Annotated in this window: 15 protein-coding genes; 10 read left to right on the forward strand and 5 right to left on the reverse strand. The window is 69.2% G+C overall.

Annotated elements, in window-relative coordinates; translation table 11 throughout:
* Window positions 1-80 precede the first annotated feature (80 nt).
* The 6 genes from ACZ418_RS00520 (at window position 81) to ACZ418_RS00545 (ending at window position 4,947) form a co-directional block, all read left to right on the forward strand.
* Window positions 81-503 (forward strand): M67 family metallopeptidase, encoded by a 423-nt coding sequence (locus ACZ418_RS00520; RefSeq protein ID WP_468354688.1) that lies wholly within the window; start codon window positions 81-83, stop codon window positions 501-503.
* A gap of 88 nt (window positions 504-591) precedes the next feature.
* Window positions 592-687: a putative leader peptide gene (locus tag ACZ418_RS00525; protein ID WP_317774922.1), complete on the forward strand. Its 96-nt coding sequence runs from the start codon at window positions 592-594 to the stop codon at window positions 685-687.
* Window positions 688-782: 95 nt separating this feature from the next.
* Window positions 783-1,061 carry a MoaD/ThiS family protein gene (locus tag ACZ418_RS00530; protein ID WP_468354691.1) on the forward strand — a complete coding sequence of 93 codons (279 nt, stop codon included), beginning with the start codon at window positions 783-785 and terminating at the stop codon, window positions 1,059-1,061.
* 17 nt (window positions 1,062-1,078) lie between these two features.
* Window positions 1,079-2,029: a PLP-dependent cysteine synthase family protein gene (locus ACZ418_RS00535; protein WP_351025503.1), complete on the forward strand. Its 951-nt coding sequence runs from the start codon at window positions 1,079-1,081 to the stop codon at window positions 2,027-2,029.
* A gap of 274 nt (window positions 2,030-2,303) precedes the next feature.
* The gene (locus ACZ418_RS00540; RefSeq protein ID WP_468354695.1) at window positions 2,304-4,367 is read left to right on the forward strand and encodes a putative Ig domain-containing protein; all 2,064 of its coding nucleotides are present in this window, start codon (window positions 2,304-2,306) and stop codon (window positions 4,365-4,367) included.
* Between the two features lie 130 nt (window positions 4,368-4,497).
* A complete protein-coding gene (locus ACZ418_RS00545) occupies window positions 4,498-4,947 on the forward strand; it encodes a hypothetical protein (protein WP_468354698.1) in 450 nt (149 codons plus the stop codon).
* Here ACZ418_RS00545 and ACZ418_RS00550 read toward each other — a convergent pair whose 3' ends face one another.
* Window positions 4,948-5,400 carry a type II toxin-antitoxin system PemK/MazF family toxin gene (locus tag ACZ418_RS00550; RefSeq protein WP_468354701.1) on the reverse strand — a complete coding sequence of 151 codons (453 nt, stop codon included), beginning with the start codon at window positions 5,398-5,400 and terminating at the stop codon, window positions 4,948-4,950.
* 216 nt (window positions 5,401-5,616) lie between these two features.
* On the opposite strand from ACZ418_RS00550, the gene ACZ418_RS00555 reads away from it, so the two are divergent.
* Complete coding sequence (locus ACZ418_RS00555) at window positions 5,617-6,369, forward strand: MBL fold metallo-hydrolase (RefSeq protein WP_468354704.1); 753 nt, start codon at window positions 5,617-5,619, stop codon at window positions 6,367-6,369.
* A gap of 66 nt (window positions 6,370-6,435) precedes the next feature.
* On the opposite strand, the gene ACZ418_RS00560 is transcribed toward ACZ418_RS00555, so the two are convergent.
* Complete coding sequence (locus ACZ418_RS00560; protein WP_468354707.1) at window positions 6,436-7,683, reverse strand: PTS transporter subunit EIIC; 1,248 nt, start codon at window positions 7,681-7,683, stop codon at window positions 6,436-6,438.
* Between the two features lie 130 nt (window positions 7,684-7,813).
* Window positions 7,814-9,130, reverse strand: coding sequence for a PTS transporter subunit EIIC (locus ACZ418_RS00565; protein ID WP_468354710.1), 1,317 nt, complete (start codon window positions 9,128-9,130; stop codon window positions 7,814-7,816).
* Between the two features lie 184 nt (window positions 9,131-9,314).
* Between ACZ418_RS00565 and ACZ418_RS00570 the strand changes: the two genes are divergently transcribed.
* The 3 genes from ACZ418_RS00570 (at window position 9,315) to ACZ418_RS00580 (ending at window position 10,866) form a co-directional block, all read left to right on the forward strand.
* A complete protein-coding gene (locus tag ACZ418_RS00570; protein ID WP_468354713.1) occupies window positions 9,315-9,548 on the forward strand; it encodes a PTS sugar transporter subunit IIB in 234 nt (77 codons plus the stop codon).
* A gap of 77 nt (window positions 9,549-9,625) precedes the next feature.
* Window positions 9,626-10,363: a ribonuclease PH gene (gene rph / locus ACZ418_RS00575; RefSeq protein WP_468354716.1), complete on the forward strand. Its 738-nt coding sequence runs from the start codon at window positions 9,626-9,628 to the stop codon at window positions 10,361-10,363.
* Between the two features lie 104 nt (window positions 10,364-10,467).
* Window positions 10,468-10,866 (forward strand): hypothetical protein, encoded by a 399-nt coding sequence (locus tag ACZ418_RS00580; RefSeq protein ID WP_468354719.1) that lies wholly within the window; start codon window positions 10,468-10,470, stop codon window positions 10,864-10,866.
* Between the two features lie 31 nt (window positions 10,867-10,897).
* Here ACZ418_RS00580 and ACZ418_RS00585 read toward each other — a convergent pair whose 3' ends face one another.
* Window positions 10,898-11,647 carry a DUF1707 SHOCT-like domain-containing protein gene (locus ACZ418_RS00585; protein ID WP_468354722.1) on the reverse strand — a complete coding sequence of 250 codons (750 nt, stop codon included), beginning with the start codon at window positions 11,645-11,647 and terminating at the stop codon, window positions 10,898-10,900.
* A gap of 9 nt (window positions 11,648-11,656) precedes the next feature.
* The gene (locus ACZ418_RS00590) at window positions 11,657-12,646 is read right to left on the reverse strand and encodes an ABC transporter ATP-binding protein (protein ID WP_468354725.1); all 990 of its coding nucleotides are present in this window, start codon (window positions 12,644-12,646) and stop codon (window positions 11,657-11,659) included.
* Window positions 12,647-12,648 lie beyond the last annotated feature (2 nt).

Raw genomic sequence — 12,648 nt, forward strand, 5'->3', positions numbered from 1 at the left:
GCCGCTCAGGACGTCCGGCATATGGGCCGTTCCGTACCATCCATCGGTACGGAACGGCCCTTCTGCTTATCCTGACGGACATGCTGACCATCACCCAGGCCCTCGTCGACCAGATCGTCGCCCATGCCCGCAAGGACCACCCCGACGAGGCGTGCGGCGTCGTCGCGGGCCCGGCGGGCACGGACCGCCCCGAGCGCTTCATCCCGATGCTGAACGCGGCGATGTCGCCGACCTTCTACGAGTTCGACTCGGGCGATCTGCTGAGGCTCTACCGCGAGCTGGACGACCGCGACGAGGACCCGGTGGTCATCTACCACTCCCACACGGCCACCGAGGCCTACCCCTCGCGCACCGACATCTCCTACGCCAACGAGCCCGGTGCCCACTACGTCCTGGTCTCCACCGCCGACACCGACGGTCTCGGCGACTTCCAGTTCCGCTCCTTCCGGATCGTGGACGGCGAGGTCACGGAGGAGGAGGTCAAGGTCGTGGAGGCCTACTGAGCGCCTCGATCTCGCAGTGCGGATGAAATCTGTCCGGCATGCGGGATCACACTCCGGGACCCGGACCGGGAATCGATACGATGAGCCCATGGTTCTTCTCGACGTGAGCGACAAGGCGCCGGGCATGCTGCTCGTGGCGCGGCTGCACGTCGACCTGTGCAGGCTGAACAGCGCCATCTGTTGATCCACCCCGCTGCCGCCGTCCGGCATTGAGCCGCGGCGCGCCGCCGCCGCGCGCCTGACCGAACCGACGACACCTTCCGACAGGAGCCCTGAGCCATGGCCATCGAGGTCCGCATCCCGACCATCCTCCGCACGTACACGGACGGCCAGAAGGCGGTGGAGGGCAGCGGGAACACCCTCGCCGAGCTGTTCGCCGACCTCGACACCCGGCACGCGGGCATCCAGGCCCGCATCGTGGACGAGGGCAAGCTGCGCCGCTTCGTCAACGTGTACCTGAACGACGAGGACGTGCGCTTCATCGACGGCATCGACACCAAGCTGTCCGACGGCGACACCGTGACGATCCTGCCGGCCGTCGCCGGCGGCATGCGCTGATCGGTCGCTGAGCAGCGATGCGCTACGACTCCCCGCTGGCCGCGGTGGGCAACACCCCCTTGGTGCGCCTGCCGCGGCTGTCGCCGTCCGCCGACGTCCGCATCTGGGCGAAGCTGGAGGACCGCAACCCCACCGGCTCGGTCAAGGACCGTCCCGCGCTGCACATGATCGAGCAGGCGGAGAAGGACGGCCGGCTCACCCCGGGCTGCACCATTCTGGAGCCCACCTCGGGCAACACCGGCATCTCCCTCGCCATGGCCGCCAAGCTCAAGGGCTACCGCATGGTGTGCGTGATGCCGGAGAACACCTCGCAGGAGCGCCGGGACCTGCTCGGCATGTGGGGCGCCGAGATCATCTCCTCCCCGGCCGCGGGCGGCTCCAACACCGCCGTACGCGTGGCCAAGGAGCTGGCCGCCGAGCACCCCGACTGGGTGATGCTCTACCAGTACGGCAACCCGGACAACGCCGGCGCCCACTACGCCACCACCGGCCCCGAGATCCTCGCCGACCTCCCCTCGATCACCCACTTCGTGGCCGGCCTCGGCACCACCGGCACCCTGATGGGCGTCGGCCGTTACCTGCGCGAGCACAAGCCGGGCGTCCAGATCGTCGCCGCCGAACCGCGCTACGACGACCTGGTGTACGGCCTCAGGAACCTGGACGAGGGCTTCGTCCCCGAGCTGTACGACGCCTCGGTCCTCACCAGCCGCTTCTCGGTCGGCTCGGCCGACGCGGTCACCCGCACCCGTGAACTCCTCCAGCAGGAGGGCATCTTCGCGGGCGTCTCGACCGGCGCGGCCCTGCACGCGGCGATCGGTGTGGGCAGGAAGGCGGTCAAGGCGGGGGAGTCCGCCGACATCGTCTTCATCGTGGCCGACGGCGGCTGGAAGTACCTGTCCACCGGCGTCTACACGGCGGCCACCACCGAGGAGGCCATCGAGACGCTCCAGGGCCAGCTCTGGGCCTGACCCGCCTCAACCGCGTCTTCGCCCCCTCCTAATGAGGGGGCTAAGTCATTCCAAGTCATTCCTATGGACAGGCAAAGAATTCCTTTGAGGTACTGCCGGTCACGCTGGGGCCAAGGCTAGGTTCCTCCCACACTCTGGCATGTCACGCTCACGCGGCGGACTGTCAGGTGTCTGTGAGTGTCATGCTCATGACTGCGCGGTTCTGCCGCCGCTACGCGCGTCACGGGCCTGCCAATCCAGTGCGATACCCCACGTCTACCGGAGGCAGTACCCCATGCGTGAGTCACGCCCGACGCGGCGGAGACGGAGTCTGCGAAGACTCGTCGCCGTCGCCTTCCCCGCGCTAGCCCTGACCGTCGCCGGACTGGTCGCCGCACCGACCGCCGGCGCCCAGGCCGCCACCGCGCACCCGCACACCTCCAAGGTCACACAGAACGCCAAGGCGCTGACCGACCCCACGCGGCAGACCTTCCACTCGACGGGCAAGGCCGGCCAGAAGGTGCCGACCGAGCATCTGTGCGCCAAGGCCAAGCCGGGCTACGCGTCCTGCTTCGCCCAGCGCCGCACGGACATCCGTCAGCGCCTCGCCGCCGCCCTCGCGGCCGCGCCCTCCGGCCTCTCCCCGGCCAACCTGCACAGCGCCTACAACCTGCCCACCACGGGCGGTTCGGGCATGACGGTCGCCATCGTCGACGCCTACAACGACCCCAACGCCGAGTCGGATCTGGCCACCTACCGCTCCACCTACGGCCTGTCCTCCTGCACCAAGGCCAACGGCTGCTTCAAGCAGGTCAGCCAGACCGGCTCCACCACCTCGCTGCCGACCAACGACAGCGGCTGGGCCGGTGAAGAGGCGCTCGACATCGACATGGTCAGCGCCATCTGCCCGAACTGCAGCATCATCCTGGTCGAGGCCAACTCCGCCAACGACACCGACCTCGGCATCGCCGAGAACGAGGCCGTCTCGCTCGGCGCCAAGTTCGTCTCCAACAGCTGGGGCGGCTCCGAGTCCTCCTCGCAGACCAGCGAGGACACCTCGTACTTCAAGCACCCGGGTGTCGCGATCACCGTCTCCTCGGGTGACTCCGCCTACGGCGCCGAGTACCCGGCCACCTCCCAGTACGTGACGGCCGTCGGCGGCACCGCGCTGACCACCGCCTCCAACTCCCGCGGCTGGAGCGAGTCGGTGTGGCACACCAACTCCACCGAGGGCACCGGCTCCGGCTGCTCGGCGTACGACCCGAAGCCGAGCTGGCAGACCGACTCCGGCTGCGCCAAGCGCATGGAGGCCGACGTCTCCGCGGTCGCCGACCCGGCCACCGGTGTGGCGGTCTACGACACCTACGGCGGCTCCGGCTGGGGTGTCGTGGGCGGCACCAGCGCCTCCGCGCCGATCGTCGCCGGCGTCTACGCCCTCGCGGGCACCCCGGGCGCGAGCGACTACCCGGCGAAGTACCCGTACTCCCACACCTCCAACCTGTACGACGTGACCAGCGGCTCCAACGGCTCCTGCTCCACCTCGTACTTCTGCACCGCGCGCACCGGCTACGACGGCCCGACCGGCTGGGGCACCCCGAACGGCACCGCCGCCTTCACCGCCGGCTCCAGCAGCGGCAACACGGTGACCGTCACCAACCCCGGCAGCCAGTCGACCACCACCGGAAGCTCGGCGAGCCTGCAGATCCAGGCCAGCGACAGCGCGGGCGCGGCCCTCACCTACAGCGCCTCCGGTCTGCCGACCGGGCTGTCCATCAACAGCTCCACCGGCCTGATCTCCGGTACGGCCTCCACCGCCGGCACCTACCAGGTCACGGTCACCGCGCAGGACTCCACCGGCGCCTCCGGCTCGACCTCCTTCACCTGGACGGTCGGCTCCTCCGGTGGCACCTGCTCCTCCTCCCAGCTGCTGGCGAACCCGGGCTTCGAGTCGGGCAACACCGGCTGGAGCGCCTCCACCGGCGTCATCACCAACGACACCGGTGAGGCGGCCCACGGCGGCTCGTACTACGCCTGGCTCGACGGCTACGGCTCCAGCCACACCGACACCGTGTCCCAGTCGGTGACGATCCCGGCCGGCTGCAAGGCCACGCTCACCTTCTACCTGCACATCGACACCGCCGAGACCGGCAGCACCGCGTACGACAAGCTGACCGTGACCGCCGGTTCGACCACCCTGGCGACGTACTCGAACCTCAACGCGAACTCCGGGTACGCGCAGAAGACCTTCGACCTGTCCTCGCTGGCGGGCCAGACGGTCACCCTGAAGTTCAACGGCGTGGAGGACTCCTCGCTGCAGACCAGCTTCGTCGTGGACGACACCGCCCTGACGACCAGCTGATCCTCCGCACGGCCCAGGGTCCCGCACGCGGAAATCGTCCGCGTGCGGGATCCTTTTTCAGTACCGGTACGTCACATCTGCACCAGGCGGCCGACCCCCACGGCCACGCACGGCAGAAAGGCGAACCCCCATGCGCCGTACGACCTTCTGTGCCCTCGCGGCCACAGCGCTGCTCCTCGCCGGCTGCGGCTCCCACAGCGGCAAGGACACCGGCAGCGGTGGCAGCAAGGTGTCACCGTCCGCGTCCCCGAGCGGCGCCGGCTGCGCCCCCCTCGTCCAGCTCAAGGCCTCCGACAGCGGCCGTACCGTGTGCGTGGCCAAGGGCGGCGAGGTCCGGGTCACCCTGGAGGGCACCAAGTCCCGTCCCTGGAAGCCGCTCATGGCCACCGGAAGCACGCTGAAGGGCATCAACGCGGGCTTCGTCATCCTGCCGGGCCAGGCGACGGCCGCGTACCAGGCGGTGGCCACCGGCACCGAGAAACTGACGTCCTCCCGGCCGCTGTGCGCCACGCCGACGGCGCCGGGCCAGGTGTCCTGCAAGGGCATTCAGGAGTGGACGGTCACGGTGAACGTGAAGTGATCAGCCGGCCAGGTGCCGTACCTGGTCCCACAGAACCGGGTCCACCACACCCACCCGGCGCCGGAAGTCGCCGACGGGCACCTCGCGCAGCTCGTCGGTCTCCAGGAAGCTCGGGCGGCCGCGGGCGTCGCCGACCGCGCCCGGCGGCAGGGGAATCACACCCGCGCGCTCGTCGTGGTACTTGCTGCTGATCTTGGCGACCGTGGCCCGGTTCCCGCGCACGGCCAGCACCAGACACGGCCGGTCCTTCGCGTCGGCGCGGTCCTCGTAAGGGACGTCCGCCCACCAGATGTCCCCGGGGACCGGCCGGGCGGCCTGCCCCGGGCGCGCGCGGCCGAGCGCTCCGAGGCGCCGGCCGGCGTACCGGCGACCGCGCCCCCAGCCGTCGATGAGCGTGGCGACCAGCGCGAGCAGCACCACCGCCGCGAGTGCCAGCCACCAGGACGTGTCCATACGACGACGTTACCGGCGCACGCCAAGGATTGCGCGCCCTCTGCGAATCCTTCTGCGCCCCAGGTCCAGCCGAACCGGTGACAGCACAGGTGAGTTCGCCCACAACGGCCCCTGGCGGAGGAGCGACCAGTGCTTTCGCGCCTTACGCTCGACGGACCGCACGACCCCCGTTTCCAGCCCCTTTTTGATCTTTTTGCCAACGGAGGTTTCTGCTTCATGAAGCTCACCGTCGTCGGCTGCTCGGGGTCGTTCCCGTCCGCGGAATCGGCCTGCTCGAGCTACCTCGTCGAGGCCGACGGCTTCCGGCTGCTCCTCGACATGGGCAACGGCGCCCTTGGCGAGCTGCAGCGCCACTGCGGTCTCTACGACCTGGACGCGATCTTCCTGAGCCATCTGCACGCCGATCACTGCATCGACATGCTCGCGTACTTCGTCGCGCGCTACTACCGCCACGAGGGCGGCCGCTGCGACCCCCTCCCGGTCTACGGCCCCGAGGGCACCGAACACCGCCTGACCACCGCCTACGCCGACACCCCCTCCGCCTCGTCCATGAGCGAGGTGTTCGACTTCCACACCGTCAAGCCGTCCACGTTCGAGATCGGCCCGTTCACGGTGCACACCGAGCGGGTCCGCCATCCCGTGGAGGCCTACGCCATCCGTGTCGAGCACGGCGGGCGGTCGATGACGTACTCCGGCGACACGGGGGTCACCGAGGTGCTGGACGAGCTGGCCCGGGACACCGACCTGTTCCTGTGCGAGGCAGCGTTCACGCACGGCAAGGAGAGCATCCCGGACCTGCACCTCAACGGGCGCGAGGCGGGCGAGACGGCGGCGCGGGCCGGCGTGCGGCGACTGGTGCTCACGCACATCCCGCCGTGGACCGATCCGCGGGTGAACCTGCGTGACGCGCGTGAGGTGTTCGACGGGCCGGTGGAGCTGGCCGCGCCGCGGGTGACGTACGAGATCTAGCCTCGGCGCATGACGAAGGCCCCCGGAACCTGGTCGGTTCCGGGGGCCTTCGTCATGTCGTCGCCGTCAGGCCTTGGTGATGTCCTCGACCTCCTCCTCGGGCTCGCGGCCCGGGGTGGGGAGGTTGAACCTGATGATCGCGAAGCGGAAGACCGTGTAGTAGATCGCCGCGAAGACCAGACCGATCGGGATGATGAGCCAGGGCTTGGTCGCCAGGTTCCAGTTGAGCGCGTAGTCGATGAAGCCCGCGGAGAAGGTGAAGCCCGCGTGGACGCCGAGCGCCCAGGTGATCGCCATGGACAGGGCCGTCAGCACCGCGTGGATCGCGTACAGCAGCGGCGCGATGAACAGGAACGAGAACTCGATCGGCTCGGTGACACCGGTGACGAAGGAGGTCAGCGCGAGGGAGACCATCATGCCGAGGACGGCCTTGCGGCGCTCGGGGCGGGCGGCGTGCGCGATGGCGATCGCGGCGGCCGGCAGGCCGAACATCATGATCGGGAAGAAGCCGGACATGAACATACCGGCGTGCGGGTCACCGGCGAAGAAGCGGTTCAGGTCGCCGTGCACGACCTGGCCGGCGGAGTTCTTGTAGTCGCCGATCTGGAACCACGAGACGGTGTTGACGAACTGGTGCATGCCGACCGGGATCAGCGCGCGGTTGACCAGACCGAACAGACCCGCGCCCGCCGCGCCGAGACCGGTGATCCACTCGCCGGCGTTGGAGATGCCCTCACCGATGGGCTTCCAGATGAGGCCGAAGAAGACACCCATGCCGGTGCCGACGAAGGCCATGATGATCGGCACCAGCCGGCGGCCGTTGAAGAAGCCGAGCCAGTCGACCAGCTTCTTGCGGTGGTAGCGCTGCCACAGCACGGCGGCCAGCAGACCCATCAGGATGCCGCCGAGGACACCGGGGTTGTTGTAGGTCGCGGCTATGTCCGCGCCCTTCTGTATCTTGGCCTCGGTGACCGGGAACGCCTTCAGCACATTGCTGTAGACCAGGAAGCCGACCAGCGCGGCCAGCGCCGTCGAGCCGTCCGCCTTCTTGGCGAAGCCGATCGCGACACCGATGCAGAACAGCATCGGCAGGTTGTCGAAGATGGCGCCACCGGCCGTGGCGAACACCGCCGTGACCTTGTCGGGCAGGTGCAGCTTGTCATGGATGTCCTGCTGGCCCAGACGCAGCAGGATGCCCGCCGCCGGCAGTACGGCGATGGGGAGCTGCAGGCTGCGGCCGACCTTCTGCAGGCCCTGGAACAGGCCGGATCCCCGCGTCTTTGCGGGAGCCGCCGTCGCGGTGGCGGTGCTCATGGTTGGTTCCTCCATCGGTGGTGGTCTACACCACTCAGTGGTGTAGACCTGTTGTAGCAGATGAAGGCGGGATAAGGAACCACGAAATCCGCTACCGGATCGCTACGCGCCGTGCCGATGTGCTAAGGAGTCACGCCTTGGTGATGTCCTCGACCTCGTCCTCGGGCTCACGGCCCGGTGTCCGCAGGTCGAATTTCGTGATCGCGAACCGGAAGACGGCGTAGTACACCGCCGCGAAGCACAGGCCGATCGGGATGATCAGCAACGGTTTCGTCGCCAGATGCCAGTTGATGACGTAGTCGATCAGGCCGGCCGAGAAGCTGAACCCGTCGTGCACCCCGAGCGCCCAGGTCACCGCCATCGAGACACCGGTCAGCAGTGCGTGGACGGCGTACAGCAGCGGCGCGATGAACATGAACGAGTACTCGATCGGCTCGGTGATGCCGGTCACGAACGACGTCAGCGCCACCGACAGCATCAAGCCGCCGACCTCCTTGCGGCGGCCGGGCCTGGCGCAGTGCGTGATGGCCAGCGCGGCGGCCGGCAGCGCGAACATCATGATCGGGAAGAAGCCCGAGGTGAACTGGCCCGCGTGCGGATCGCCCTGGAGGAACATGTTGATGTCGCCGTGCACCACCGTGCCGTCGGGCTTGGTGTAGCTGCCGAACTGGAACCAGATGGGCACGTTCAGGAACTGGTGCAGGCCGACGACGAGCAGCGCCCGGTTGGCGACGCCGAAGATCCCCGCACCCCAGGAGCCCGCGTCCCGCAGCCACTTGCTGAAGCCCTCCAGTCCGGATCCGATCGGCGGCCAGATCCACAGGCACAGCGCCGCGAAGACGATGGCGACGAACGCCATGATGATCGGCACCAGCCGCCGGCCGTTGAAGAAGCCCAGCCAGTCCACCAGTCTGGTGCGGTGGAAGCGGGCCCAGAAGAAGGCGGACAGCAGGCCCAGCACGATGCCGCCGAAGACGCCCGGGTTCTGGAAGGTGAAGGGCGTCACCGAACCCGTGCCCGCGCCGACGGTCACCTGACAGCCGACCTGCGGAATCGCCTTGGAACCGCCGGGGCAGGACTCGGGGAACTGGTGCAGTACGCCGTAATAGACGAGGAAGCCCGTCACCGCGGCCAGCGCCGTCGAGCCGTCCGCCTTCTTCGCCATGCCGATCGCCACGCCCACGCAGAACAGCAGCGGAAGCCCGATCGAGCCGTCGAGCAGGGCGCCGCCCGCGCCCGCCATGACCTTCGAGACGTTCGTCCAGCCCAGTCCGTCCTTGCCGAACACGTCCGGCTGGCCCAGCCGGTTGATGATGCCCGCCGCCGGCAGCACCGCGATCGGCAGCTGCAGACTGCGGCCCATCTTCTGCAGGCCCTGGAACAGCCGGTTCCAGCGTTCCCGCGCCGGGCCGGCCGTGCTGTCGGCGGGCGCGCTCTCGGCGCTCATGGCGTCCTCCCGGCCACTCGACTCGGACGCGGTTTGGCGACCGTACCTCCTGTGGTGTAGACCAGTTGGCGGACGGTTCCGCTGTCGTGATCGCCATCATTCGGCACGCACGGCATGACCGCTCGCGAAGATGGGCCAACTGTGGGTTACTGCGACAAAGCGGTTCGGATCAGGGAGAAGGAACATGGCCAGCAAGGCTGAGAAGATCGTCGCCGGCCTCGGCGGGATCGACAACATCGAGGAGATCGAGGGCTGCATCACCCGGCTGCGCACCGAGGTGTCCGACCCCTCCCTGGTCGACGAGGCCGCCCTGAAGGCCGCCGGCGCCCACGGCGTCGTCAAGATGGGCACGGCCATCCAGGTCGTCGTCGGCACCGACGCCGACCCGATCGCCGCGGAGATCGAAGACATGATGTGAGCCGACGGGCTCACCGGAAAGGGGCTCTTCCCGATGCCGGAGGAGCCCCTTCGTCACGTACGGCTAGGCTCCTTGCCATGTCTCGCATCGACGGCCGTACCCCCCAACAGCTCCGCCCGGTCACCATCGAACGCGGCTGGAGCAAGCACGCCGAGGGCTCCGTCCTCGTCTCCTTCGGCGACACCAAGGTGTTCTGCACCGCCTCCGTGACCGAAGGAGTCCCGCGCTGGCGCAAGGGCAGCGGCGAGGGCTGGGTCACCGCGGAGTACGCCATGCTGCCCCGCGCCACCAACACCCGCGGCGACCGCGAGTCCGTCAAGGGCAAGATCGGCGGCCGTACCCACGAGATCTCCCGGCTCATCGGCCGCTCCCTGCGCGCCGTCATCGACTACAAGGCGCTCGGCGAGAACACCATCGTCCTCGACTGCGACGTCCTCCAGGCCGACGGCGGCACCCGCACCGCCGCGATCACCGGCGCGTACGTCGCCCTCGCCGACGCCGTCGCCTGGGCCCAGGGCAAGAAGCTGATCAAGGCCGGCCGCCAGCCGCTGACGGGAACCGTGAGCGCCGTCTCGGTCGGCATCGTCGGCGGCGTCCCCCTCCTCGACCTCTGCTACGAGGAGGACGTGCGCGCCGAGACCGACATGAACGTCGTCTGCACCGGCGACGGCCGCTTCGTCGAGGTCCAGGGCACCGCCGAGGCCGAGCCCTTCGCCCGCGAGGAACTCGACGCCCTGCTCGACCTCGCCGTCACCGGCTGCGCCGAGCTCACCGCCCACCAGCGCGCGGCCCTCGACGCCACGCTCGCGAAGTAAAGGGCGGATCGAACCATCGAACCAACGAGGGCGCGCGGGCAACCCGCGCGCCCTCCTCGGCGTCCTAGGTACGGACAGCCTCACCAGGGGAGGGAAACACCACCATGGCCGTCAGCCCACGCCGACGCCGTCGCACCGCAGTCGCCGCCGTGGCGCTCGCCGTGCTCGGAACCGGCCTCACCACCGGCTGCGACGCCGTGAACAAGGCCCTGGACTGCGTGCAGACCGCCGACTCCATCGCCGACAGCGTCACGGATCTGCAGCAGGCCGTGGAGAACGCCGCGAACGATCCCACCCAGGCGGACGACTCCCTGAACTCCATCGAGAAGAACCTCGACAAGATCGGCGACAAGACCGACAACGCCGACGTCAACAAGGCGGTCGACGATCTGCGGAAGGCCGTGGGGAACGTCCGTACGGCCATCAGGAACGGCGACAGGACGCCGGACCTGGGCCCGGTCACGGACGCGGCCGGCGAACTGACCAAGGTCTGCACGAAGTAACCCAGGGGCACGGGCCGGATCGATACGGCGCTCAGTACCCCCGACGCCGCTCCCGCGCCTCGCGCCGCTCCTCGCGCCGTTCCCGGTGCAGCTCGTGCCGGGACTCCCTGTGCTCCAGCCTCTCCTGACGGCGCTGCTCCTTGAGGCGGAGCCGCTCCGCGCGGGTGAGCTTGCGGGTCACGTCCACCCCGCCCCAGAACGCGAGGCCACCGATGATCACGCGCGGAGCACCCCGCTCCGGCGGGCCGTCGTCCCTGGGGTGGTCGAAGCCGCCCATGATGCCGATGCCGCGGACCACGACCTCGACCCCCGGCGGCACGATGACCTGCACACCGCCCATGATCGCCACGCAGTTGATCTCGACCTCGCGGTCCGCGAAGTCCGCCTCCCGCAGGTCGATCTCGCCGCCGCCCCAGAACGCGAAGCAGTTGAACCGCTTCGGCACCGTCCAGCGGCCCTTGCGCTGGAAGCCGGACATGATGGCGACCGCACCCGCCGAGGACCCCTCGCCGCCGACGATCCGGCCCGCCCAACTCCCGCTCTCCGCCGGTTCCTTGCTGAAGGAGACGGGGACGGGCGCCGTCACCGTACCGGCCGCCGGCAGATCACGGGTCAGCGGCGCCAGCTCGCCGTACGTACGCGCCTTGTACGTCGCCTCCAGCCGCTCCTCGAACTCCGCCATGTCGAGCCGGCCCTCGGCCAGAGCGTCCCGCAGGACCTCGGCGACCCGTTCACGGTCGCTGTCGGACGCCCGGAGGTCCGGACTTGCGTCGTCGGTCATGACAGAAGCCTACGAGACCGCCTTCTCCGCGTACATCTTGGCGATGACCGCCTCGATGTCCGGCTCCCGCACCGACAGGTCCACCAGCGGATACTCCGCCGCGAGATACGCGACGAGCGGCGCCGCCGACTGCCCCGCCGGGAACGCCAGCCACTGCCGCGGCCCCTCCACCCGTACCACCCGCGCCGACGGCACCTCGACCGGCGGCAGTTCCCGCTCCAGGTCCACCACCAGCGTCCGCTCGCTCTCCCCGGCCTCGTGCAGCCCCGCGAGCGGGCCGTCGTACATCAGCCGGCCGTGGTCGATCACCATCACCCGAGAGCACAACTGCTCGATGTCCTGCAGGTCGTGCGTGGTCAGCAGCACGGTCGTGCCCCGCTCGGCGTTCAACTCCCGCAGGAAACCACGGACTTTCGCCTTCGACACGACATCCAGCCCGATCGTCGGCTCGTCCAGGTACAGCACCTCCGGGTCGTGCAGCAGGGCCGCCGCGATGTCCCCGCGCATCCGCTGCCCGAGCGAGAGCTGCCGTACCGGCACGTCCAACAGGGACTCCAGCTCCAGCAGTTCGACGCACCGGTCCAGGTTCTCGCGGTAACGGACCTCCGGGATCCGGTACATGCGGTGCGCAAGCCGGTAGGAGTCGATCAGCGGCAGGTCCCACCACAAGGTCGTGCGCTGCCCGAACACCACCCCGATCCGGTGCGCGAGGCGCCGCCGCTCCCGCGACGGATCGATGCCCGCCACCCGCAACCTGCCCGCACTCGGCGTCAGAATCCCCGTCAGCATCTTGATCGTGGTCGACTTCCCGGCGCCGTTCGGCCCGATGTACCCGACCATCTCCCCGCGCGCCACGCCGAACGAGAGCGAGTCCACCGCCCGCACCTCGCGCCGCTCCCGTTTCAGGAACCCGGTCTTCCTGCGCACCTCGAAGACCTTCTCGACCCCCTCCAGTGAGATGAAATCCTTCTCCGGTGAGATGAAATCGCTGTCCGCCACCG

The organism is Streptomyces sp. NPDC030820, from assembly GCF_055572075.1.